The following is a 21,984-nucleotide window of genomic DNA, read 5'->3' as shown; positions in this document are numbered from 1 at the left end:
GTCGCTCAGGCGTCGTCGACGCTTCTCCTCCGGACCGACCTCAGCCAGGCGTCGACCCTGCCGACGTCAGGCGTCGCGGGAAGAGTGGTTCTCTGCAGCGCGCGGTCGAGCTCCTCGTGCAGGCTCAGGCGCCAGCGTTCAACCTCGTCCCACGGGAGGGCGCCGGCCTTCACGGCAAGCAGGCGCTCCCGGTCGTCGCCGACGTCAACGACCAGCCTGCCTTCGGCCAGCAGCGTGCGAGCTGACAGCAACAGCCGGATCAGATGCATGACGTGCTTCCACTTCGGAGCACCGTCGCGCCGAAAGTCCGCCTCCAGCTTCTTGAACTGGCTCAGCACGTAACCCGAATAGGTCTGGTAGGCCAACTGGGAGAGAAAGGCTGCGCGCAGATCGAGCAACTCCTCCCCGAGCGTCGTGATGGAGACGACCAGCGGCGAGTGCAGCACCTCGAGCAGGTTCGGGTTCGCCTTGAGCGCGAGCTCGCAGAAGCGTTCCACCTCCCACGAGAACCACTCCGGCTCCGGCCCGTCCACATGCGTCGGCGGCTTCGCCAGCGACCAGAACGCCTCGGTCGGCGCGACGTACACCCCACGCGTATCCGTGTCCGACGCGTCCGTGTCGAGCCCGAACGCCCGCGACCCGACGACCGCCGCGTAGATCGTCCGCTCCCGCACCAGCACATCCCCGTCCGGCGCATCCACCCCGATCGCTTCGTCCTGGTACGCCGTACGCAAACTCAACTGATCCCGCCGAGCCGTTGCCGACCGCCCGTCCACCAGCCGCACGTCGTACCGGCCGTCGGCCGTCACCCCATTGATCCGCCCAGTCGCCCCACGCTGCGCGGTCCCACCCACGCCATCCGGCCCAGCCACCCGCAGCACCACCTGAGTCCCCACCGGCAACTGCGGCCCCTCGATCGCCATGCCATCCATCCTCTCGCAGGCTCTTGACAAATTAATCTGTCAATAAGACCCTGGGCCACATGCAGCGTTACCTCGACGAACCGGACGCCGTCCGGATCGCGCTCTCGCCGATCCGCCGCCAACTGCTGGATCTCCTGCGGGAGCCGTCGTCGGCGACCCAGCTGGCGGCGGCATTAGAGCTGCCGCGGCAGCGGGTGAACTACCACCTGAAGGAGCTCGAGAAGGCCGGCCTGATCGAGCTCGTCGAGGAGCGGCAGCGCCGCGGGTTCGTCGAGCGCATCCTCAAGGCCTCGGCGACGATCGTCGTCGACCCCGGTGTGATGGGCCACGCGTTCACCGCGATCCACGACCAGTACGCCGCCGAGCACCTGGTGGAAGTTGCCGCCGGCACCGTTCGCGACGTCGCCGGGATGCAGCGCAAAGCCGATGCCGCGGGCAAGCGTCTGCTCACGTTCACGTTGGAGACCGAGGTCCGGTTCGCCGAGCCGGGCGACGTGCACCGCTTCACCGACGCACTGACCGAGGCGGTGCGGCAGGTGGTCGAGGACTTCGACACCGCCGACGGCCGCCCGTACCGCTTGATCGCCGGCGGGCACCCCGCCGTCCGCCGTACCGAAGGAGAAGACGCATGACCGAGCAGACCCCGCAGATCGTGGTCACCGTCGCCGCGCCGGTCGAGGCGGTGTGGGACGCCCTGCGCGACAAGGAGAAGATCCGGCACTGGCACGGCTGGGAGTACGAGGGCGCCGAGGGCACGCTCGACCAGGAGATCGACGTCATCTACTTCGACCACGTCGAGGTCGACGACGCGCAGGCGCACGTGCTGGACATCCAGGGCGGCGACAAGTTCGAGGTCGAGCCGCACGAGGGCGGTGCCAAGATCACGCTGACCCGGGCGGCGCACGGCGACAACCCCGACTGGGACGCGTACTACGACGACGTCACCGAGGGCTGGACCACGTTCCTCAACCAGCTCCGCTTCGCGCTCGAGCGTCACCCGGACGAGCCGCGCCGCACGCTCTTCTACTCCGGCACGGGGACGGACCAGTTCAACCTTCCGGATCTGCCCGCCGGTACGCCGTACGAGCTGGACCTGATCGGCGAGCGCGTGACCGGCACGGTCTGGTTCGTCTCCGAGAACCAGCGCGGCCTGACCGTCGACGGCTGGGGCGACGGCCTGCTCGTCCTGAGCCACGTCGGCCCGAACGAGCAGAAGCCCGAGGGCGCCGCGATGGCCGTGCTCAGCCTGTACGGCTTGGACGACGCGGCCCGCGCGGAGATCGACAAGCGCTGGAACGACTGGTGGCCGACTCACTACCCGAACCCGACCGTGCGTTGAAATCTGACGCAACGGTGACACTGCGCAAAGGTGTCAGTACTCTCGGTCTGTTCTGATTGGTTACCCGGGAGTACATTCTCGCTGCAACGGCGACCGTGACGAGCGGTCGCCGCTCCTCCGGCGAGAAAGGCCACCGCCCCCATGAGCCTTCGTCTGTCCATCGCTCTGACCACCGCGCTGCTGACCACCGCGACCGTGATCACCACCGCTCCCGCCTACGCCGACGGACCGGGCACCGGTACGCCGTACGTCGTGACCGTCGGCGACTCCTACATCTCGGGCGAGGCCGGCCGCTGGGCCGGCAGCTCGAACAACTCTGAAGCGCCCGCCGACGCGCTCGGCGCGCACGCCTACCACGACAACGCGGCCGGGACCGGCGAGCAGATCGCCAAGTGCCACCGCAGCAAGTCCGCCGAGGCCTACATCGGCGGCGGAGTCGGCGGGCTCAACCTCGCCTGCTCCGGCGCCCGGACGGCGACCTCGAACGGCGACGACTTCAAGCCCGGCCTCGACTTCTTCGACAACGGCGCCGGCCGCCTCGGCCAGGCCAAGCTGCTGCAGCAGTTCGCGACGACGCACAACGTCAAGCAGGTGGTCGTGTCGATCGGCGGCAACGACTTCAACTTCGCCTCGATCGTGCAGTCCTGCGTGACCGACTTCCTGCTGTCGCCGTCGTGGTTCCCCGACTACTGCAAGGACGACTCGTCGGTGGTCGCGAACTTCACTGCCGCCAACGTCACCGCCGTACGAGGTCGTATTTCGACGGCATTCCAGAACGTCGCGACGGCGATGCGCAACGCCGGGTACGCCGACAACGCGTGGACCCTGCTGGTCCAGACCTACCCGTCCCCGATCCCGGCCGGCAGCGGCTTCCGCTACGGCCAGTCCGGCTACACCCGCCAGAGCGTCGGCGGCTGCGGCTTCTGGAACACCGACGCCGACTGGGCCAACGCCACCGCCCTCACCACCATCAACAACACGGTCCGCGCCGCGATCGGCCAGTCCGGCCTCACCAACACGCGCCTGCTCGAACTCCAGTCCACCTTCAACGGCCGCCGCCTCTGCGAGAAGACAGTCGGCCTGTACGAGGAAGTAGGCCTGACCTCCTGGACCCAACCCACCGCCGTCGACAAGACCGAGTGGGTCAACCAGATCCGCACCGTCACCACCGTCGGCTCGAACTACTTCATCCAGGAGTCCATCCACCCCAACTACTGGGGCCAACTGGCCCTCCGCTCCTGCATCCGCCAGACCTACGTCCAGTCCCGAGGCGGCACCTGCACCATCGCCGGCCCAGGCCTGACCAACGGCGAACCCCAGATGACGCTGAACTGAGAACCACCGCCGGTCCGCCGGGTCAGGAGCCTGGCCTGGCGGATCGGTAGTGTCCAGGCATGGCGTACCAGGGCGGCCCGGTCCCGAACCCGGGGTATCAGGCCCACGACGAGAAGTCCTCACGAAAGCGGCGACTCAGCATGACCGGCCTCATCCTCGGAGGCGTGCTGCTGGCCCTGGCCGTCCTCATCCTGCTCACCCTGGCGGCGCTCTTCGTCCTCGGCGGCGGAGGAGACACCGACAGGTTCGCCCCGGTCGCCCGAGGGTTCGTCACAACGAGCGTCACGGTCGGGGCCCTCGGGCTCGTCAGCCTGGTGTTCGGGATCATCACGAGAAAGTGATCCCGCAGCTCAACCCCGAGTGACCGCCGCCTGCAACTCGGCCGCCGCGGCGTAGTCGCGCTCCCAGCCGTTGCCCGTCGGCGCGAGGATCAGCCGCTCGACGCCCGCTTCCTCGTACGCCGCCAACTGCGCGACCGCCGTCGTCAGGTCGGCATCCACCTGCGGCGCAACGATCGTCACCGTCGGCCGCGGCCGCTCGTACTTCTCCGCCAACTCCCCCAGCGTCCCCAACCGCGCCGCAACATCACCCACGGCGAGCCCGATCGACACCCACCCATCACCGAACCGCGCAGCCCTGGCGACGGCTTTCTCCCCATCCCCCGCCACCAGAATCGGCGGCACCGTAGCCCCCGGCGCGATCGCCGCCTCGAAGTCCTCCGCCACCCGCGCTGTCCGCCCGGCAATCAAATCCCGCAGCACCAACAGCCCGTCGTCAGTCCGCCGCCCCCGGTCCTTGTACGACGTACCGGCAGCCCGCCACCCCACGTCCCCATGCGCCGGATTCCCCGTCCCCACCCCCAGCAGCACCCGATCCCCCGACACGTACTGCAACGACCCCACCTGCTTCGCCGCCCAAGCCACCGGCCGCAGCGCCAGCAACATCACGCCGTACCCGATCTTCACCCGCGAAGTCACCGCAGCCGCCGTCGCCAGCACCACCGTGCTGTCCAGCATCGGCGCACTGGCAATCAGATGATCGGTAGACCACACCGACTCAACCCCAGCCTCCTCAGCCCTCCGAGCAGCGACCCCCACATCCCCCAGCACAGGCCGCGCAGGATCCGGCGTGGACGTCGGCAAAATCAACCCCAGCTTGATCGTCATACCTACCCGCAACGCCGAAGGTCGGCGCTGTCTTCCCATCAATGAACCCGCTGCGGCAAGCCGCAGGCGTCCAAGTATGAATCCATTCATCAGGAACAGGTCATCGACTGCAAGCCCGACAACACGAAAGCAGAGACCTTCCCGCCTCGCGCCATCAGTGGACTGACTGGAGTGACCAAGAATGATGTTCAGTCAGAGCCCGTTCAGTGAGCTCGCCGTCGGCGGCCACACCCCCGCAGATACCCAGCCGTGTCTAGCGGTTGAAGCCCTCTTGCCTGCACCACCGGCGAGTGTCCAATGCCTTGCAGCCGACCAGCCATCCCCACCAAATCCGCCAGCTGCCCCAACATTCGGTACGCCACGTGTCGTTCTTCACGGCCATCGGAGCTTTCGGTCCGCCGACCGGCCAATTGATCGCTCGACTAGTCCTTGACTCACCCGCACTACCACCCAGCCGGAAGAACATCCTCCGTTCGAATCTCGCACAGGGCTGATGGCCGAGCGGAAATCGTGCTACTTCCAACCCATCAAGAGGTAGAGCAGGCCAGCGGCAAGGGCCGCGATGGCACCGATCACAGTCACGGCAAGAGACTGCGTGACGAGGTACAGCGTGCCGGTGGCACCGAGAATACTCACCATGAGGTTGCGCATCGCGCGTTGATTGCGCCGCTTGTGCTTGGCCGACTTGCCGTTCTTCTGGACCTTGATGGCTTTGCTCATCGCTGGCTCCGTCCACTTGCCCCTGATGCTGTGCAGGCATCAAATGAATGGATCGGCGGCATGCTGTCGGGCGGTGGCAGACTGACCGTCGTCACGTGCGACGAAGCTGCCGATCAGGCGAGCCCCGCCGCGTGTCTCGATGTATGACGACCTCTCGATTGACGAGTGGCGCGGCCACGGATAAGCGTGTCCATAGCCATCGTAATCCATTAACTCATTACATAGACTAGCCGTACATATTCTTCGATGCTCTTTCGGTGGTCGCCAATGGTCATCCCCTTGTCTCTGGTGGTCACCTGTGGTCGTCTATGGCCAGGGGAATGTTGATCCCGGGCGCTGGGGTGGGGATTGAGGCGAAAAGAAGATCCGGCGACATCGCTCGAGGATGCGCTGCGATGGCTCGCGACTCATAGCGAAGACCGCCCTCTTCATCTCCTGCGCTACGCGATCGAGAGCCCGGCCAGCGAGGCTGGCCATGCTCTCAAGTTGCTGGTCGACCCAACGGCGGCCATCAAGGCCGCCACGAGTCTGAACCGCGCAGAGGCTGTCTGGGGCCTGATTGTCAGCGAGGCGCAGCAGGTCGGACCAAGTGCGAACGCGAAGGAGCGAAATGCGCTCAGCGCGGCCTTCCGATTGCCTCGCCGGGCCGAGATCCACGAGCCGTGGGAAGCAACTCTCGGCGCGCGCTTCGGCCAACTCAAGAATTTGCGGGAGGTCTTCGCGCACCAGGGCTCCCTGACTCCGATGACCAGGGCCTGGACGCGTGGGCTGAAGTTGCTTGTTCCTCGGGTGAGCAGTGGTCTGGCGACCTTGGCCGATGGGAGCGACGAGTGGCTAAGTTACGTCGAGTTGACTCGCACCATCGAGGACGAGGTGCTCAGGCGAGAGGATCCGAATCTCGACCCGAACGACCTTGGAGTAGGGCTCAAGGCGCCGACCGAAGGAGCGCAGCCGGTCTTCCTGGAGCTGTTCGTCACGACTATCTTCATGAAGCAGCGAGCCGCCTATCGGCGCATCACCGAACGACTGATCACTTCTCAGGCCGACAACTTGGACGGCTATACAGCTGCCGCACTTGTTGGGTGGACCGGCGACCAGGCAACGATCCCAGTCAAAGCGTTGTGGGGATGTCGAGCGGAGCGGATTGCAGCGCCGCCCGGCGAGCCGGCCATGACAAAGCTGGCGTTCCCCCGCCCGCTGATGCGGGACGAGCGGCACTTCTTCTCATCCGAGGCCTTTGAGGCTGATCTGCACGAGGAACGGCGATGGATCAACGTCGAGATCGACCATCACGGCATTGCCCCCGGCCGACTGCTGCATGGCGAGATCCCAGTCAGCGGCTTGACCATTCGCGTGCGATTCGACCCGGACTTCCTCCCAGCGGCTTGCTGGTGGTACGCCGAGCAGACCGAGCGTCAGCGACGAGTCAGGCCGCCCGAGGGCGACTCGCGCCTGCTTGCGATCATCGATGGAAGCGTTCAGCACACCTTCACTCAACGCTGCCACCCGCGAGAGAACTATGGAGTGTCGATCGCCTGGTTCGACGACTCGGCTCCCTGAGCCAGTCCGAGCTCCGATGACAGAGGCACCAGAACGGCACGACAGCTGACTAACTGACGGTAATCGGAACTGCGATCCCTGCGTGTCGATCATTCGGTTAAACGAATCAATCGGACTAGTGTGGCCTCGATCACACTAGATAGGAGATTCGGATGTCGGGTGGAGACGGAAACGGCAGTGGGTCTGGTGGCGGCAACAGCGGCAACTAGAACATCTGAGTCTCACGCAAGACCGCACCGGGCATCCGGTGCGGTCTTGCGTTTTTGGGACCGTTTCTGCTTGAGGTGTGGAGCGAAAGCACCAACGAAGGCAGCAGGCTGCTGAAGGAGGCACTGCGCGGCCGAATTGGGCCGGCCGAGGAGCCGATCACCGCCGAACCAGGTCCGCGATTTGGCCGCCGTGTGGGTCGAGCATCTGACGGTACCCAACCTGACTGACGGATCGAAGGAGCGTCCGTGTGCGCTGACCGTGGTCGAGACCATCGACAAGGCCGGCGCAGATTCGCAGGCGCAGCTGCTGGACGTCGTCAGTCTGATGGAGTTCATGATCGCTACGACTGGCGGATCATCGCGCTGCCGCCGAAATCCGTGGAGTTGTACTGGCTCCGGATCGCTGCCGCAATCGAAACCCCAGATCGATTCCTGGTTCTGGCCTGAAGGGCTGCAGGTGGAACCCTAGGAGCGCCGACCGCGATATGAAGGCAGCGATGGTGCGCGGAAAGCGCAGGCTCCAAGAGGGTCACGCCGCACACGGGCTGGAAGACGTCACACCGCGACTGGACGAGGCCGGCCTATCTGCGGGCCAGATCGCCGAGACCCTGGCTGCTTGGATCCGGCGTCGACGACGGCAGAATCATCCAGCTTGATCACCAAACCAAGCCCCGTGGCGTGCCTCATCATCCCTAGGGTCCGAGACGGCCAGCTGAGGACGCAGACGACCGGTTCGCCCGGGAGCAACAGAAGGCCGGTCCCGAGGGACCGGCCTTCTCGAACTCGCAAGGGGTGGTGGAGGTGGCGGGAATCGAACCCGCGTCCTTCGGCGCCGACCCAAGACTTCTCCGGGCGCAGTCTGAATTGATGTTTTCTCAGTCCCAGCGCTCGTACAGACACGTCGCTGACAGACTCAGTCGCTGTAAATGTCCCGCGTCAACCCCGCGACCGGGTTGACGAAGCAAGCTTCCTAGCTGAGGCCAGGAACCGGGTCGGAAGCACTCCCGGGCTGACCGCTTCTTAAGTGCTCAGGCTGTCAGGCAGCGAGAGCGAAGCTCTGACGCGTATTAGCGGCAGTTATTGTTTTCCAGAGATCGTTTACGAGATAACCCTGGATCCTCGGCCCGCTTCTCTTGGAACGTACGTCCAAAGTCGAAACCGTTCACCCCCTGTTGAGTTGTCAAACTCCTACGGTCCCGAGGGGCCGCAGAAGACCAACACTACCAAGTCCAACGCCAGGACCGCACCAGGGATTCCCCCGAGCTACTTGAGCAGGCGGAGCGTGAACGGGTACTTGAACTCGGAGCCGAGCATCGCGGCCAGGCCGCCGATGCCGGTCAGCACGAACCAGACCAGGCCGACGAGCGGGAACAGGAAGCCGGTGAAGCCGTCGGTGATCCCGGTGACGATGCCGAGCAGCGTGAACACCGCCAGCGCGCTGATCTGGAAGTTGACCGCCTCGACCGCGTGCTTGCGGATCACCGGGTTCTGCTTGCCGGCCGTCGCCACGATCAGCGCCGGGCCGACGAAGAACGTCGGGTAGCCGAGCCAGTGCGAGATCGTGCCCATCCCGCGGCCCGAGCCCTGGTACGTCTGCAGCGGCGCCGGGCGGGTGAACGCCGCCGGCGCGTAGGTGGGGACCGGGCGGGCCAGCAACCCGTCGAACGAGCCGTTCAGCTCGGCACGGGTGCGGGCCTTCAGCGCCTGCTCGAGCCGGGTGTCGAACTCGAGGTGGGTCAGCCGGCCGTCGGCGTACATCTCTTGCAGGATCTCGACCGCACGGTCCCGTTGGGCCGGCGTCACCAGCAGCTCTGAAGTGGACATGCCTCTACTGTGCTGCCGAAACCGCGCCCACCCCATCGGGTGCCGCCCGGAGCAACCCCTGATCCGACCCCAGGGACTTCCGTACGACGAACGACGGGGTCAGCGCCGGCTGCGGTCCGACAGCGCCCGCTGCGCCTCCCGGTTCGCCTGGCGCTCGGCCAGCGCGTGCCGCTTGTCGTAGTCCTTCTTGCCGCGCGCGGTCGCCAGCTCGACCTTCGCGTACCCGTCCTTGAAGTACAGCGACAGCGGCACCAGCGTGACGCCCTGCTGCTCGACCGCGCGGATCAGCTTCTCCATCTCGTCGCGGTGCAGCAGCAGCTTGCGGGTCCGCCGCGGCTCGTGGTTGGTCCACGTGCCGTGCGTGTACTCCGGGATGTGCAGGTTCTGCAGCCAGAGCTCCTTGCCGCGCACGGAGCCGAACGCGTCGACGAGGGAGGCCCGGCCCAGCCGCAGGGACTTCACCTCGGTCCCCGTCAGCACAAGGCCGGCCTCCACCACGTCGTCGATGTGGTAGTCGTGTCGCGCCTTACGGTTCTGCGCGATCGGCTTCTGGCCGGTCTGTTTCACCATCCGACCAGTATCCCAGACGGCTCACAGGTACTTCATCGGGTTTGTCACGCGGCCGTCGCGGTAGACCATGAAGTGCAGGTGACAGCCGGTCGAGTAACCGGTGGTGCCGACGTACCCGATCACCTGGCCCTTCGTCACGTGCTGGCCGACGCGCGCCTTGTAGCGGGACAGGTGGTTGTAGACGGTGGTGATCGAGTCGCCGCCGATCACGCCGTGGTTGATGAAGATCCGGTTCCCGTAGCCGCCGTTGTAGTAACGGTCCGTCACCGTGCCGCTGGCCGCGGCGTGGATCGGCGTACCGCAGCCGGCCCCGAAGTCGGTCCCGTCGTGCAGCTTCCAGTAGTGCAGGATCGGGTGGAACCTCATCCCGTACGGCGACGTGATGTAGGTGTTGATCGGGAAGCTCAGCCCACCGTCGTTGCCCGGCGGATCCGGGACGTGCTTCGGCGGGCGGTGCTCCTTCTTCGCCTTCGCCCGCTCGGCGGCCTCGGCAGCTGCCTTACGCCGGGCAGCCGCGGCCTTCTCGGCCTTCGCCCGCGCGATCAGGACCTGCTCGACCCGGGACCGCTCCGTGACCAGCGACTGGTAGTGCGCCAGCTCGGAGTTCTTGTCCTTCTCGGCCGCCTGCTGCGCGACCAGCCGGGTCGCGGTGACAGCGGCCGCCGCGGCCTTCTCGGTCGCGACCTGCTGGGTCAGCGTGGTGACCTCGCGAACGGTCCGCGCCGCCTCGGCCTTCTGCTCCGCAACGATCCGCTCGGCCTCGGCCAGCTTGGCCTGCTTGTTCGCCAGCTGCGCCTGCGCGTTGTTCAGGCCGGTGATCGCGTTCCCGGTGATCCCGAAGACGTTGCGCTGCACCTGCATGCCGCTGGCCAGATCGGCCGGCGACGCGCCACGCAGCACGATCGCCAGCCCGACCAGCGGGTTCTGCTGCTGGTACGCCGAGCGCACCGCGCGACCGGCCAGCGCCTGCTTGGCGGCGATCTCTTTCTGGCCCTCGGCAACGTTCGTCCGCGCCGTGGTCAGCGCCTGCTCGGCGGCCTTGAGCTTGCTCGCGGCCACCACGTCGGCGGCCTTCGCGGCCGCCAGCTTGCCCTGGACGGCGGCGTACCGGGCCTGGACGGCCTGGTACTGCGTCTCCGCCTGGTTGTAGGCGGCAACGGATTTCGACAGCTGGTCGTACGACTCGTGCAGATCGGCCTTGGACTGGTTGATCTGGCTGTCGAGCTGTTTCTTCTGCGCGTTCGGATCGGGTGGGTCCGCCTGGGCAGACGGAACCACCGCCAGCGCTCCGGCGGTCATGGACAGGACAACGCAGCAAGCGGCGACAATCGTCTGCCGGGCGGCCGGTCGGGTTCGTGACCGATCGCTCGATGTGGCGGTGGCGCCGATGCTGTCGTCTCGCTTGATGCGTCCCCGCTCACGCGGGTTCGCACCGGGGAAGTGCGGGACCACAGTCGACCCCTTGCTCTGGGTTGAGTTGTCGTGCTACTGCACGATAAGTCACCCGGGTCAGACTTTGAGGTATTTCCGCGTCGTCAGGAATGTCGGGACCACCGCGAGGATCAGTCCGACCACGACCATGATGAGCGTCGCCTGGAAGGTTTCGGCCGCGCCGACCCACTGCCAGACCCGGAACGTCTCCTGCGCCCGCTGCATGACGACGAAGTACACGCCGACCCACAGGGTGCCGCAGGCAAGGACCGCGCCGATCAGGGCCGCCAGCACCGCTTCCAGGAGGAACGGTAGCTGGATGTAGAAGTTCGAGGCGCCCACCAGGCGCATGATGCCTATCTCTCGTCGTCTGGCGTACGCCGCCAGGCGAATCGTGTTCGAGATCTGCATCAGCGCGGCGACCAGCAGCAGGGCTGCGGCGACCAGGGCTCCGACTTGCAAGCCGTTCAGCGCCTTGAAGAGTGGATCGAGATACTGTCTCAGGTCCTGCACGGTGTCGACGCCGGGTAGGCCGGCCACCGCGCTGACCAGGTTCTGGTAGCGCTGTGGATCCTTCAGCTTGACCCGGTACGACTCCTGCATCTGGTCCTCGGTGACCGTGGAGACGATCGGCGAGTCCTTGTACAGCTTCTTGAACTGGTCGAACGCTTCCTTCTTCGTCTCACCGAAGACACCCTCGGGCGCGGTGTCCGGGCTGGACTCGATCACCTGCTTGATCCGGTTCTTCTGCTCCGTGGTCACCTCGGCGCCCGAGCAGCCGCGGCCGCCGGAGTCCTTGGTGCACATGAAGATCGAGATCTGGATCTTGTCGTACCAGTTGCCCTTCATCAGGTCGACCTGCTCGCGGGCGAGCAGCGCACTGCCGAACAGCGACAGCGAGACCCAGATGGTGACGACGACGGCGATCGTCATCGACAGGTTCCGCTTCAGACCGATACCCAGGTCCGAGAGGATGTAGTTCAAGCGCATACGAAGTCAGTCCCTGCTCTCAGTGCTGGTAGCCGTAGACGCCGCGCGACTCGTCGCGGACGACATGGCCGTTCTCCAGCTCGATCACGCGCTTGCGCATCTGGTCGACGATCGAGACGTCGTGGGTGGCCATCACCACGGTCGTCCCGGTCCGGTTGATCCGGTCCAGCAGCTTCATGATGCCGACCGACGTCCCCGGGTCGAGGTTTCCGGTCGGCTCGTCGGCGATCAGGATCATCGGCCGGTTCACGAACGCACGCGCGATCGCGACCCGCTGCTGCTCACCACCGGACAGCTCGTCCGGCAGCCGGTCCTCCTTGCCGTCCAGACCGACCAGCTCGAGCACCTCGGGCACCGTCTTGCGGATGTGCGAACGCGGCTTGCCGATCACCTGCAGGGCGAACGCGACGTTCTCCGCGACGGTCTTGTTCGGCAGCAGCCGGAAGTCCTGGAAGACCGTGCCGATCTGACGGCGCATCTGCGGGATCCGCCAGCTGGCCAGCCGGTTCAGGTCCTTGCCGGCGACCATGATGTGGCCCTTGGAGGTCCGGTGCTCACGCAGCACGAGACGAAGGAACGTCGACTTGCCGGACCCGGAGGTACCGACCAGGAAGACGAACTCGCCCTTCTCGATCTCGACGTTCACGTTCAGCAGGGCAGCCTTGGACTGACCCTCGTACGTCTTGGAAACATTCTCGAAGCGGATCACGGGACATTCCGGCCGTGGTCGGGAACAGGGAGCGACGCGTCGGTAGCCACCACAGCACCGTACGCCACCGGGAGCGGCCGTCGATCAGTCTAGGGGCATCGAGGCGGTGATCCGATCAGGCGTGCCGCCTGACGAGGGGTCTCAGGCGGGAGCAGGCGCCGTACCGCCGCTGTTCTCCGGACGGGCGTCCGCAATCCGGGCGACTCCGGGCTCCGGTTTGCGTCCGGCGCGGCGGGCCGCCTCGACGTGCAACCGGGCCAGCTCCACGGCCTGGCGGGAGACCTTCACGGTCTTCTTCTCAGCCATCGGCGGGCTCCTTCTTCCTCGACCACCTCGATGTCGGCGTCGGCAAGTTCAGCGTACGTCGTCTCGCCGACCCGGTCGATCGCGACGGCGGCGGTCAGCGCGGCGACCAGCTCGTAGTCCTCGGGCTGCAACAGTTCCGAGCGCATCAGTGAACGCAGCGTGACCACACCGGCGTCCGTGCCGGTGTCGTCGTCGTTCAGGATCTGCTCGACCGCCCAGCGGACCATTCGCATGGTCTCCTCGCGGTGCCGCCAGGTGTCCAGCTCGCGGTCGGACTTGCGGGTCAGATAGGCGCCCAGAGCGACGCCGCCGAGCGCCAGCAACGGACTCAGCACGGTCATCGCGACACCGACGACCGAGATCCAGGTCGGGATCACGAACACACCCCCACAACCACCGATGTCCTCCCAAATCCCTGGTGATGACCGGTTGATGATGTTACGAAGGACAGCAAACCACTCACCACCGACAAGGACGTCACGTGGAAGATCCGGACTGTTACGACGTGTTCGTACAGGGCACTGTTTTCCTCGACATCGTGCTCACCGGACTGGAGTCTGCCCCGACCACGGGGACCGAGATCTTCGCCGAGGGAATGGGGTCGTGCCCCGGTGGCGTCGCGAACTTCGCGATCGCCGCGAGCCGGCTCGGGCTGCGCAGCGGACTGGCCGCGGTCTTCGGCGACGACGTGTACGCCGACTTCTGCTGGCGGACGCTGGCCGACCAGGAGAAGGTCGACCTGTCGCACTCGCGCCGGATCGGCCACTGGCACTCCCCCGTCACGGTCTCGATGTCGATCGACCGGGACCGGGCGATGGTCACCCACGCGCACGAGGCGCCCGGCGACCCGAGCAAGCTGGTCGGCCCGGGCCTCAACACCCGCTCGGCGATCGTGCCGGTCGCCGAGGAGCTGCCGAGCTGGACGGCCGAGGCCCGCGAGTCCGGCGCGCTGCTGTTCGGCGACGTCGGCTGGGACCCGACCGACACCTGGTCGCCGGCCGTGCTCGACGTACTCGAAGGCTTCCACGCCTTCACGCCGAACGCCGGTGAGGCGATGGCCTACACCCGGACCGACACCCCCAAGGCCGCGCTGCACAAGCTGGCCGAGCGGGTCCCGCTGGCGGTCGTGACGAACGGTTCGGACGGCGTACTGGCGATCGACTCGGCGACCGGGGAGGAGGAGCACATCCCCGCGCTGCCGGTGCGGTCGTACGACCCGACCGGTGCCGGTGACGTGTTCCTGGCCTCCCTGGTGCTCGGCACGCTGCGCGGCTGGCCGCTGGCGCACAGGCTGGCGTTCGGCAACCTGTGCGCCGGGCTGTCGGTCCAGCACTTCGGCGGCTCGCTCGCGGCGCCCGGGTGGGGCGACATCATCGACTGGGTCCGCGACCACAGCCGCCACCGCCCGGGCGGCATCGATCCCGACATCCTGCGGCACTACACCTTCATCGGCGACGTCCTCCCCGAAGGCCCGGTCCCGATCGTCCGCCGGGCCGGCGCGACCATCGCCCGGCTCTCGGACGCCTGACCACTCATCGCGTACGCCGGAGCAGCACCACCCCGGACACCAGCACCAGCAGCACACCACCGGCCAGGAACCCGTACGACGGCCCGACCCGGTCGATCAGCAACCCGGTCAGCGACGCCCCGGCGGCGCTGCCGATGTTGTTGGCCGTGTTGATCCAGGTGCTGGCTTCGGTGCGCTGATCGGGCGGCGTGATGTCGTCCGCGGCCAGGTACGACGACACGAACAGCGGCGCGACGGCGACACCGAACAAGGCCATCACCACACCCAGCAACACCAGGTGGCTGACCAGCGACGCCAAGAGCAGTCCAACCGCCAGTACGCCGATCAGCCCGCCCAGGTGGGTCTCGTGCGACCTGGTGTGCTTCCGGCGACCCCACGCCAGTCCCCCGATCACGCTGCCGAGGCCGATGCCTCCTTCGACGAAGCCGGCGGCTCCCGGCCGGCCCTGCGCCTGCGCGACACCTGCGACGCACAGGTACGCCGTACTGACGCCGGCCGCCGTGACCAAGATGACGATCAAAATCCTGCGCAGCCCCGCGTTGGTCAGTGGGCCGAGCGGGTGCCGGGCCGGACTCGGTGGAGTGGTCCGGCGCGTCAGCGGCGACGTGACCATCAGACAGGTGCCGGCGGCAAGCAGCACCGCCGTACAGATGAGCGCTGCGGGTGCTGACCAGAGGCTGATCAGCAGACCGGCCAGCAAGGGCCCGGCCAGGTAGAGGGACTCTTCGCAGATCGCGTCCAGGGCGTAGGCGCGTTCCTTGAGGCTGGTGTCCTCGGTGATGAGTCGCCAGTTGGAGCGCATCGACGGGCCGAGTGGTGGCGCGAAGAGCCCGGTCACGGTGACCAGTGCGACCAGCAGGGCCGGCGTACTCAGGAAGGTGGTTGCGACGAGTCCCAGCGCGCAGGTGAGCGCCAGAGGTGGCAGGACCCGGCGCTGGCTGTAGCGGTCGACCAGGCGGGCCTTGTACGGCATCGACAAGGACGCGAGGCCGAATCCGGCTCCAGCGGCTCCGGCGACGGCGAACGAGCCGGTCGCGTCGTGGACGGTGAACAGGGTGGACAGCGAGAGCAGACCGTAGGCCAGCCGCCCTGCCAACGCCGGCGCGAAAGTACGCAGCGCGGACGGCAGCAGGAGGACAGCACGGTAGCTCCCAGCACTCAGGGTGCTGGACATGAGAGGGCGCTCCTAGAGAGCCCCGGCCTCGACGAGGCGGGGGACGACAGATGGGCTCGGCGACAACGAGCCCGCTCTAGTGCGGCATGCGGATCATGGCGGACACCCTACAACGGAAAGGAGAGCGCGCCACTGGTTTTTTCAGCCACCGAAAAGGGGCACTTGGGGACCCGGTCGGTCGTAGGGTCGGATCAGGGTGCGCGGGTCGTGGGACCGCGCCTGAGCTGGAGGTACGTCGCGATGTCGGGTGCAGACGGGTTCAACCGCAGAAGCTTCCTCGCGCTCGGAGGTGGGATCGCGGCGATGGCGGTGGCCGGCTGCGGGTCGAACACCGGCCGCTCGGACTCCGGCGGCGGCGCCTCCTCCGGCGACAAGCCGGCGCTGGCGCAGTGGTACCACCAGTACGGCGAAGCGGGCACCCAGCAGGCCGTCGAGCGGTACGCCAAGGAGTACCCGGACGCGACCGTGACGGTCCAGTGGTCCCCCGGCGACTACGACAAGAAGACCGCGGCCGCGCTGCTCACCGACGGCGGACCGGACGTGTTCGAGTACGGCAACGGCCCGTCGATCGACATGATCAAGGGCGGCCAGGTCGTCGACCTGACCGACCTGCTCGGCGACGCGAAGAGCGACTTCACCCCGTCGCTGCTGTCCCGGGTGACCTACCAGGGCAAGCTCTACGCGTTCCCGCAGGCCACCGACATGCAGCTGCTGGTCTACCGCAAGAGCCTGCTCCAGCAGGCCGGCGTCCAGCCGCCGACGACCGTCGACGAACTGATCGCGGCCGCGAAGAAGCTGACCACCGACAAGGTGAAGGGCCTGTTCGTCGGCAACGACGGCGGTGTCGGCATCCTCGGCGGCCCGGCGCTGTGGTCGGCCGGCGTCGACTACCTGACCGAGGACGGGCAGTTCGGCTTCGACGACCCGGCCGCGGTCGAGTCGCTGCGCAAGCTGCGTGAGCTGTTCACCTCGAAGGCGTTGTTGCTCGGGGCACCGACCGACTGGTCCGACCCGTCGGCGTTCACCCAGGGCCTGACCGCGATGCAGTTCACCGGCCTGTGGACGTTCCCTCAGATCCAGAAGGCGTTCCCGGACGACTTCGGCGTCCTGCCCTGGCCGAAGCTGGACGCCTCCACCGGCGCTCCGAGCGTCCCGGTCGGCGCGTACGGCGCGTCGGTCAGCGCGAAGTCGAAGAACGTCGACGCGGCGAAGAAGTTCGTCAAGTGGCTGTGGGTCGACCAGACCGACAAGCAGCTCGACTGGGCCCAGAGCTACGGCTTCCACGTCCCGGCCCGCAAGAGCCTGGCCGAGAAGGCCGACAAGCTGAAGTCCGGCCCGGCCGCCGAGGCGGTGAAGTTCGTCAACGAGAACGGGCACGCCCAGACCCCGTTGCTGTGGACCCCGAAGGCCGGCACGGCGTACTCCGACGCGGTCAGCCGGATCGTCAAGAACGGCAGCGATCCGGCCACCGAGATCAAGGCGGTCAAGGCCGTCGTGGAGGCTGAGCTCAAGCGCATCGCCGGCTGATGCCGGCCCTCGCCGCGCGGCTGCGGGGCCGCTACGACCGCAACCTGTGGTTCGTGATCTTCGTCGGGCCGTTCGTGCTCGGGTTGCTGGTGTTCGTCTACGTGCCGATCGTCTGGTCGGTGGTGCTGAGCTTCTTCGACGCGCACAACACCGTCACGCCGACGAACTTCGTGGGCCTGGGCAACTACCTGGACATGCTCCGGGACTCCGCGTTCCGGTCCAGCCTGTTCACGTTCGTGCTGTTCGCGCTGTTCATCGTGCCGACGACGTTCGTGGCCTCGCTGGGCCTGGCCCTGCTGGTCAACCGGACCCGGTTCGCGAAGACGTTCTTCCGGTCGGTGTTCTTCCTGCCGACCGCCTGCTCGTACGTCGTGGCGTCGCTGATCTGGAAGCTGTCGATCTTCAACGGCGTCCGGTTCGGCCTGGCCAACACCGTGCTCGGGTGGTTCGGCGCGGAACCGGTCGCCTGGCTCTCGGTCACGCAGCCACCGTGGTACTGGCTGGTGATCGTGTCCGCGCGGATGTGGCTGCAGACCGGGTTCTACATGATCCTGTTCCTGGCCGGGCTGCAGCGGATCGCGCCCTCGCTGTACGAAGCGGCCGCGATCGACGGCGCGACCGGCTGGAAGGTGCTGCGGTACATCACGCTGCCGCAGTTGCGGGCCACGTCGACCGCCGTACTGCTGCTGCTTCTGATCAACGCGTTCCAGGCGTTCGACGAGTTCTACAACCTACTGTCGAGCTCCGGCGGCTACCCGCCGTACGCGCGTCCGCCGTTGGTGTACCTGTACTACGCGGCGCTCGGGCAAGGACAGGACTTCGGCCACGGCAGTGCGGGCGCCGTACTGCTAACTCTGTTGATCGCGCTGGTCGCGCTCGTGCAAGGTAGGTTCCTCGGGCTCGGGAAGAGGGAGGACTGAGATGGCAACCATCCAGCGCTCCCGCGCGGACCAGGCCGGATCGGTCGTCCGGTACGTCGTGCTGGTGGTCGGCGCGATCCTGTTCCTGCTGCCGTTCTACCTGCTCGTCCGCAACGGCCTGTCGACCGAGCAGGACATCACGTCACCGGACTGGAAACTCTTCCCGTCGTCGCTGCAGTGGCACAACATCGTTGACCTCTTCAACGATCCGCTGGTGCCGATCGGGCGGTCGCTGCTCAACTCGCTGGTGATCTCGGTCGTCCAGACCATCGGCGTCCTGGTGATCTCCGGACTGGCCGGCTACGGGCTGGCGCGGATCCCGTTCCGGTACGCGAACGCGGTGTTCTACTTCATCGTCGCGACGCTGCTGATCCCGGCCGCGGTGACCTTCGTGCCGAGCTTCGTGCTGGTCTCCTCGCTCGGCTGGGTGAGCACACTGCGCGGGCTGATCGTGCCGGGGCTGTTCCAGGCGTTCGCGACGTTCCTGTTCCGGCAGTACTTCCTGAACTTTCCGCGCGAGCTGGAAGAGGCCGCGCAGCTCGACGGTACGGCGTACTGGGGGACGTTCTGGCGGATCGTCGTGCCGAACTCGACCGGTTTCATCGCCGCGATCGGGACGATCACGTTCATCGGGTCGTGGAACGCGTTCCTGTGGCCGCTGGTGATCGCGCCGGACCAGAGCGCCTGGACGGTGCAGATCGCACTGTCGACGTTCCTGACCGCGCAGACCATCAACCTGCCACAGCTTTTTGTTGCCGCCAGCGTCGCGATCGTGCCGCTGGTGGTGATGTTCGTCTTCCTGCAGCGCTGGATCGTCGAGGGGGTCGAGCGCTCGGGCATCAGTGAGTAGTTCTTCTCTGGAGGGGAAACGCACCATGACGTCAGACCTGATCGGCCGGCTCCGCGCCGAGCTGACCACCGGCCCGGTCCTAGGGCCCAGCGACGACGGCTTCGCCGCCGAGGTCGCCGCGCAGAACACCGCCACCGTGCACACGCCGGACGTTGCCGTCGGCATCACGTCGGAGGAGGACGCGGCGGCCGTCGTACGGATCGCTGCTGCTTCTTCGGTTCCTGTCCGCGTGCTTGCCACCGGCCACGGCTCGGCCGTGCCGGTGACGGACGGCATCCTTGTCACCACGCGTCGGCTCGGCGGGGTGGTAGTGGATCCCGCGAGCCGGATCGCGACGATCGGCGCCGGCGTGCGGTGGGCCGAGGTGATCGCCGCGGCCGCGGAGCACGGCCTCGCACCGATCGCGGGTGCGTCGGACAACGTGGGCTGCATCGGGTACACGACCGGCGGCGGGCTGGGCCCGCTCGCACGCACCTACGGCTTCTCCTCCGACTGGGCCCGCGGCTTCCGCCTCGTCACCGCCGACGGCACGATCCGCACCGCCTCGGCCGAGGAGAACCCGGAGCTCTTCTGGGCCCTGCGCGGCGGCAAGTCCGGCTTCGGCATCGTCACGTCGATGGACTTCGAGCTCGTCGAACTGAGCACGCTGTACGGCGGCTCGGTCTTCTTCGACGCCGACCAGATCGCCCCGGCCTTCGCCACCTGGGTCGACTGGACCAAGACGTTGCCCGAGACGGCGACCTCGTCGGCCGTGATCCTGCGGCTGCCTCCGCTGGAGTTCATCCCGGAGCCGCTCCGCGGCAAGACGGTGCTGAGCATCCGCTTCGCGTACGTGGGCGCGTCGGCGCCTGGCACCTCCACCGCGGGCCAGTCCGCTGCGGGTGTGCCCGATCCCGCCTCCAGCGGCGCTGCCCTCGCCGACGACGCCACAGGCGAGTCGCTCGCGGCCGCCGGCGAGCGACTCTTCCAGCCCATCCGGGACGCGGCGACCGTCCTCATCGACCTCGTCGGCGAGATCCCCGCCGCACGGATCGCCGACATCCACAACGACCCCCGCGACCCCGGCCCCGGCTGGGACCGCGGCCAACTGCTGACCGACATCGACGCGGACTTCGTCGAGGCGTTCCTCGCGGTCGCCGGTCCTGCGCAGCAGATCCCGTTCGTCGCGGTCGAGATCCGTCACCTCGGCGGCGCCGTCGCGCGCGACGTCCCCGAGGGATCCGCCGTCGGCGGCCGCGGTGCGTCGTACACGCTGATCCTGATCGGCGCTCCGGACCCCAGTCTCTTCGAGTCCGTCCTGCCGCCCGCGGCCGAGGCGGTGCTCAAGCCACTCGAGCCGTGGAAGTCCCCCGAGCACAACGTCAACTACGCCGGCGGCCTCACCGTCCCCGGCTCCTACGAGGCCTGCTGGTCCCCCGAGACGTTCCAACGCCTCGCCGACCTCCGGCGTACCTACGACCCGACCGTCGTCTTCCCGTACGGCCCACCCGAGAGGTAGCCCCTTGCTCGACCTGGACCCCCTGACCGCCGCCGACGAGGAGCTCATCGAACTGGCCCGCCGGACCGTCGACGCCAACACCGACGGCCCGGACGGGATCTACACGATGGGCGCCGCCGTGCGCGGCGTGGACGGCCGGATGTACGCCGGGATCAACCTGTACCACTTCCTCGGCGGGCCGTGCGCCGAGTTGGTCGCCCTCGGCCGCGCCCGCGCCGAGGGCGCCCGGGAGCTGACCACGATCGTGGCCGTAGGCAACGAAGGCCGCGGCCTGTTCGCCCCCTGCGGCCGCGACCGGCAGATCCTGGTCGACTACCACCCGGGCATCCGCGTCATCCTGCCCAGCGAGGACGGCCCCGGGACCGTCGTCGCCACCTCGCTGCTCCCCGGAGCGTTTCGCTGGACGCCGTGATCACAGCGCGGGAATGATGTCCCGCCCGTAGGCCTCCAGGGTCTCCTGCTTGGCGTCGTGCTGGAGGTAGATCGCGAACTGGTCGACGCCGAGGGCCTGGAGCTCGCGGAGTCGGGTGAGGTGGTTCTCGACCGGGCCGAGGATGCAGAACCGGTCGACCACCTCGTCGGGGACGAAGCTGGTGTGGGAGTTGCCGGCGCGGCCGTGCTCGGCGTAGTCGTAGCCCTCACGGCCCTTGATGTAGTCGGTCAGCGCGGGCGGGACGGTCCCGCTCGCGCCGTACCGGCTGACGATGTCGGCGACGTGGTTCCCGACCATCCCGCCGAACCAGCGGGTCTGGTCGCGCTGGTGCGCCAGGTCGTCGCCGACGTACGCCGGTGCCGCGACGCAGAACTTGATCGCGGCCGGATCCCGCCCGGCCTCCTCGGCCGCGCTGCGGACGGCCGAGATCATCCAGGCGGCGATGTCCGGATCGGCCAGCTGCAGGATGTACCCGTCGCCGACCTGCCCGGTCACTGCGAGCGCCTTCGGCCCGTACGCCGCGACCCAGACCTCGAGCGCGCCGTTCTCGACCCAGGCGAACTTCAGCTGCTGCCCGCGGTACTCGACCGTGCGCCCGCAGGCCAGCTCGCGGACCACCTCGACGCACTGCTTCAGCTCCGCGATCGTCCCCGGCTTCGACCCCAGCGTCCGCAGCGCCGAGTCCCCGCGGCCGATCCCGCAGATCGTCCGGTTGCCGAACATCTCGTTCAGGGTGGCGAACTGCGACGCGATCACGGTCCAGTCCCGCGTGCCCGGATTGGTCACCATCGGCCCGACGACCACGTTCCGCGTCGCGGCGAGGATCTGCGGGTAGATCACGAACGGCTCCTGCCAGAGCAGGTGCGAGTCGAACGTCCACACGTGGCTGAACCCGGCCTGCTCGGCCTGTTGAGCGAGCTCGACCACCGCCGACGCAGGCGGGTCGCACTGGAACACCACTCCGAAGTCCAC

At 67.5% G+C, this 21,984-nt stretch carries 24 protein-coding genes and 1 other RNA gene; 12 read left to right on the top strand and 13 right to left on the bottom strand.

The features are described from left to right. Positions 1-5: 5 nt before the first annotated feature. Positions 6-923: a nucleotidyltransferase domain-containing protein gene (locus ACYVIO_RS15725; protein WP_460651494.1), complete on the bottom strand. Its 918-nt coding sequence runs from the start codon at positions 921-923 to the stop codon at positions 6-8. Between the two features lie 59 nt (positions 924-982). Between ACYVIO_RS15725 and ACYVIO_RS15720 the strand changes: the two genes are divergently transcribed. The 4 genes from ACYVIO_RS15720 to ACYVIO_RS15705 all read left to right on the top strand — a co-directional run bounded on the left by ACYVIO_RS15720 (position 983) and on the right by ACYVIO_RS15705 (position 3,938). Continuing rightward, on the top strand, positions 983-1,555 hold the full coding sequence (locus ACYVIO_RS15720) for an ArsR/SmtB family transcription factor (protein WP_460651493.1): 573 nt from the start codon (positions 983-985) through the stop codon (positions 1,553-1,555). Then, complete coding sequence (locus tag ACYVIO_RS15715; protein WP_460651492.1) at positions 1,552-2,262, top strand: SRPBCC family protein; 711 nt, start codon at positions 1,552-1,554, stop codon at positions 2,260-2,262. Before ACYVIO_RS15720 ends, ACYVIO_RS15715 begins: the two co-directional genes overlap by 4 nt. Positions 2,263-2,403: 141 nt before the next feature. Then, positions 2,404-3,597: an SGNH/GDSL hydrolase family protein gene (locus tag ACYVIO_RS15710; RefSeq protein WP_460651491.1), complete on the top strand. Its 1,194-nt coding sequence runs from the start codon at positions 2,404-2,406 to the stop codon at positions 3,595-3,597. A 59-nt stretch (positions 3,598-3,656) separates the two neighbouring features. Beyond that, the gene (locus ACYVIO_RS15705; protein WP_460651490.1) at positions 3,657-3,938 is read left to right on the top strand and encodes a hypothetical protein; all 282 of its coding nucleotides are present in this window, start codon (positions 3,657-3,659) and stop codon (positions 3,936-3,938) included. 9 nt (positions 3,939-3,947) lie between these two features. On the opposite strand, the gene ACYVIO_RS15700 is transcribed toward ACYVIO_RS15705, so the two are convergent. Beyond that, entirely contained in the window at positions 3,948-4,763 is an 816-nt protein-coding gene (locus ACYVIO_RS15700) for an LLM class flavin-dependent oxidoreductase (protein ID WP_460651489.1), read from the bottom strand. A 513-nt stretch (positions 4,764-5,276) separates the two neighbouring features. Continuing rightward, positions 5,277-5,483 (bottom strand): hypothetical protein, encoded by a 207-nt coding sequence (locus ACYVIO_RS15695; RefSeq protein ID WP_460651488.1) that lies wholly within the window; start codon positions 5,481-5,483, stop codon positions 5,277-5,279. A gap of 348 nt (positions 5,484-5,831) precedes the next feature. Between ACYVIO_RS15695 and ACYVIO_RS15690 the strand changes: the two genes are divergently transcribed. Continuing rightward, positions 5,832-7,043 (top strand): hypothetical protein, encoded by a 1,212-nt coding sequence (locus ACYVIO_RS15690; RefSeq protein WP_460651487.1) that lies wholly within the window; start codon positions 5,832-5,834, stop codon positions 7,041-7,043. 390 nt (positions 7,044-7,433) lie between these two features. After that, positions 7,434-7,721, top strand: a complete 288-nt coding sequence (locus ACYVIO_RS15685; RefSeq protein ID WP_460651486.1) for a hypothetical protein — start codon at positions 7,434-7,436, stop codon at positions 7,719-7,721. A gap of 324 nt (positions 7,722-8,045) precedes the next feature. Here the strand turns inward: ACYVIO_RS15685 and ssrA are convergent. The 8 genes from ssrA to ACYVIO_RS15645 form a co-directional block, all read right to left on the bottom strand. Then, positions 8,046-8,422, bottom strand: a transfer-messenger RNA (tmRNA) gene (ssrA, locus tag ACYVIO_RS15680). Positions 8,423-8,515: 93 nt separating this feature from the next. After that, positions 8,516-9,076 (bottom strand): DUF4870 domain-containing protein, encoded by a 561-nt coding sequence (locus ACYVIO_RS15675; protein WP_460651485.1) that lies wholly within the window; start codon positions 9,074-9,076, stop codon positions 8,516-8,518. A 99-nt stretch (positions 9,077-9,175) separates the two neighbouring features. Then, positions 9,176-9,646, bottom strand: coding sequence for an SsrA-binding protein SmpB (smpB, locus tag ACYVIO_RS15670; RefSeq protein ID WP_460651484.1), 471 nt, complete (start codon positions 9,644-9,646; stop codon positions 9,176-9,178). Between the two features lie 21 nt (positions 9,647-9,667). Beyond that, complete coding sequence (locus tag ACYVIO_RS15665) at positions 9,668-10,945, bottom strand: peptidoglycan DD-metalloendopeptidase family protein (protein WP_460651483.1); 1,278 nt, start codon at positions 10,943-10,945, stop codon at positions 9,668-9,670. 210 nt (positions 10,946-11,155) lie between these two features. Then, the gene (gene ftsX / locus ACYVIO_RS15660) at positions 11,156-12,067 is read right to left on the bottom strand and encodes a permease-like cell division protein FtsX (protein ID WP_460651482.1); all 912 of its coding nucleotides are present in this window, start codon (positions 12,065-12,067) and stop codon (positions 11,156-11,158) included. 19 nt (positions 12,068-12,086) lie between these two features. After that, positions 12,087-12,776 carry a cell division ATP-binding protein FtsE gene (gene ftsE, locus ACYVIO_RS15655; RefSeq protein WP_077013482.1) on the bottom strand — a complete coding sequence of 230 codons (690 nt, stop codon included), beginning with the start codon at positions 12,774-12,776 and terminating at the stop codon, positions 12,087-12,089. 141 nt (positions 12,777-12,917) lie between these two features. Then, on the bottom strand, positions 12,918-13,082 hold the full coding sequence (locus ACYVIO_RS15650; protein ID WP_460651481.1) for a hypothetical protein: 165 nt from the start codon (positions 13,080-13,082) through the stop codon (positions 12,918-12,920). After that, complete coding sequence (locus ACYVIO_RS15645; protein WP_184804346.1) at positions 13,061-13,459, bottom strand: hypothetical protein; 399 nt, start codon at positions 13,457-13,459, stop codon at positions 13,061-13,063. The genes ACYVIO_RS15650 and ACYVIO_RS15645 overlap by 22 nt, the downstream gene beginning before the upstream one ends. A gap of 104 nt (positions 13,460-13,563) precedes the next feature. On the opposite strand from ACYVIO_RS15645, the gene ACYVIO_RS15640 reads away from it, so the two are divergent. Then, positions 13,564-14,610 carry a carbohydrate kinase family protein gene (locus tag ACYVIO_RS15640; protein WP_460651480.1) on the top strand — a complete coding sequence of 349 codons (1,047 nt, stop codon included), beginning with the start codon at positions 13,564-13,566 and terminating at the stop codon, positions 14,608-14,610. Between the two features lie 4 nt (positions 14,611-14,614). Here ACYVIO_RS15640 and ACYVIO_RS15635 read toward each other — a convergent pair whose 3' ends face one another. Continuing rightward, positions 14,615-15,784, bottom strand: coding sequence for an MFS transporter (locus ACYVIO_RS15635; protein WP_460651479.1), 1,170 nt, complete (start codon positions 15,782-15,784; stop codon positions 14,615-14,617). A gap of 240 nt (positions 15,785-16,024) precedes the next feature. Between ACYVIO_RS15635 and ACYVIO_RS15630 the strand changes: the two genes are divergently transcribed. The 5 genes from ACYVIO_RS15630 to ACYVIO_RS15610 are packed head-to-tail and all read left to right on the top strand — an operon-like array spanning position 16,025 to position 20,991. After that, positions 16,025-17,311, top strand: coding sequence for an ABC transporter substrate-binding protein (locus ACYVIO_RS15630; protein ID WP_460651478.1), 1,287 nt, complete (start codon positions 16,025-16,027; stop codon positions 17,309-17,311). After that, positions 17,311-18,231 (top strand): carbohydrate ABC transporter permease, encoded by a 921-nt coding sequence (locus ACYVIO_RS15625; RefSeq protein ID WP_460651477.1) that lies wholly within the window; start codon positions 17,311-17,313, stop codon positions 18,229-18,231. Before ACYVIO_RS15630 ends, ACYVIO_RS15625 begins: the two co-directional genes overlap by 1 nt. 1 nt (position 18,232) lies before the next feature. After that, on the top strand, positions 18,233-19,081 hold the full coding sequence (locus ACYVIO_RS15620; protein ID WP_460651476.1) for a carbohydrate ABC transporter permease: 849 nt from the start codon (positions 18,233-18,235) through the stop codon (positions 19,079-19,081). Between the two features lie 25 nt (positions 19,082-19,106). Beyond that, entirely contained in the window at positions 19,107-20,579 is a 1,473-nt protein-coding gene (locus ACYVIO_RS15615; RefSeq protein ID WP_460651475.1) for an FAD-binding oxidoreductase, read from the top strand. 4 nt (positions 20,580-20,583) lie between these two features. Next, on the top strand, positions 20,584-20,991 hold the full coding sequence (locus ACYVIO_RS15610; protein WP_460651474.1) for a cytidine deaminase family protein: 408 nt from the start codon (positions 20,584-20,586) through the stop codon (positions 20,989-20,991). On the opposite strand, the gene ACYVIO_RS15605 is transcribed toward ACYVIO_RS15610, so the two are convergent. After that, positions 20,992-21,984 carry a TIGR03842 family LLM class F420-dependent oxidoreductase gene (locus tag ACYVIO_RS15605; RefSeq protein WP_460651473.1) on the bottom strand — a complete coding sequence of 331 codons (993 nt, stop codon included), beginning with the start codon at positions 21,982-21,984 and terminating at the stop codon, positions 20,992-20,994.

The sequence above is a fragment of the Kribbella endophytica genome, from assembly GCF_054781295.1.
Note: the sequence above shows the minus strand (reverse complement) of the source record. Positions and strands in the feature narration are given on the sequence as shown.

Excerpts from the sequence above, each read along its gene's own strand:
- ACYVIO_RS15720 (WP_460651493.1), top strand. The coding sequence starts at position 983 with ATGCAGCGTTACCTCGACGAACCGGACGCCGTCCGGATCGCGCTCTCG.
- ACYVIO_RS15630 (WP_460651478.1), top strand. The coding sequence starts at position 16,025 with ATGTCGGGTGCAGACGGGTTCAACCGCAGAAGCTTCCTCGCGCTCGGA.
- ACYVIO_RS15715 (WP_460651492.1), top strand. The coding sequence starts at position 1,552 with ATGACCGAGCAGACCCCGCAGATCGTGGTCACCGTCGCCGCGCCGGTC.
- ACYVIO_RS15695 (WP_460651488.1), bottom strand. The coding sequence starts at position 5,483 with ATGAGCAAAGCCATCAAGGTCCAGAAGAACGGCAAGTCGGCCAAGCAC.
- ACYVIO_RS15675 (WP_460651485.1), bottom strand. The coding sequence starts at position 9,076 with ATGTCCACTTCAGAGCTGCTGGTGACGCCGGCCCAACGGGACCGTGCG.
- ACYVIO_RS15625 (WP_460651477.1), top strand. The coding sequence starts at position 17,311 with ATGCCGGCCCTCGCCGCGCGGCTGCGGGGCCGCTACGACCGCAACCTG.
- smpB (WP_460651484.1), bottom strand. The coding sequence starts at position 9,646 with ATGGTGAAACAGACCGGCCAGAAGCCGATCGCGCAGAACCGTAAGGCG.
- ACYVIO_RS15635 (WP_460651479.1), bottom strand. The coding sequence starts at position 15,784 with ATGTCCAGCACCCTGAGTGCTGGGAGCTACCGTGCTGTCCTCCTGCTG.
- ACYVIO_RS15620 (WP_460651476.1), top strand. The coding sequence starts at position 18,233 with ATGGCAACCATCCAGCGCTCCCGCGCGGACCAGGCCGGATCGGTCGTC.
- ACYVIO_RS15700 (WP_460651489.1), bottom strand. The coding sequence starts at position 4,763 with ATGACGATCAAGCTGGGGTTGATTTTGCCGACGTCCACGCCGGATCCT.
- ftsX (WP_460651482.1), bottom strand. The coding sequence starts at position 12,067 with ATGCGCTTGAACTACATCCTCTCGGACCTGGGTATCGGTCTGAAGCGG.
- ACYVIO_RS15650 (WP_460651481.1), bottom strand. The coding sequence starts at position 13,082 with ATGGCTGAGAAGAAGACCGTGAAGGTCTCCCGCCAGGCCGTGGAGCTG.
- ACYVIO_RS15710 (WP_460651491.1), top strand. The coding sequence starts at position 2,404 with ATGAGCCTTCGTCTGTCCATCGCTCTGACCACCGCGCTGCTGACCACC.
- ACYVIO_RS15665 (WP_460651483.1), bottom strand. The coding sequence starts at position 10,945 with ATGACCGCCGGAGCGCTGGCGGTGGTTCCGTCTGCCCAGGCGGACCCA.
- ACYVIO_RS15705 (WP_460651490.1), top strand. The coding sequence starts at position 3,657 with ATGGCGTACCAGGGCGGCCCGGTCCCGAACCCGGGGTATCAGGCCCAC.
- ACYVIO_RS15615 (WP_460651475.1), top strand. The coding sequence starts at position 19,107 with ATGACGTCAGACCTGATCGGCCGGCTCCGCGCCGAGCTGACCACCGGC.
- ACYVIO_RS15725 (WP_460651494.1), bottom strand. The coding sequence starts at position 923 with ATGGCGATCGAGGGGCCGCAGTTGCCGGTGGGGACTCAGGTGGTGCTG.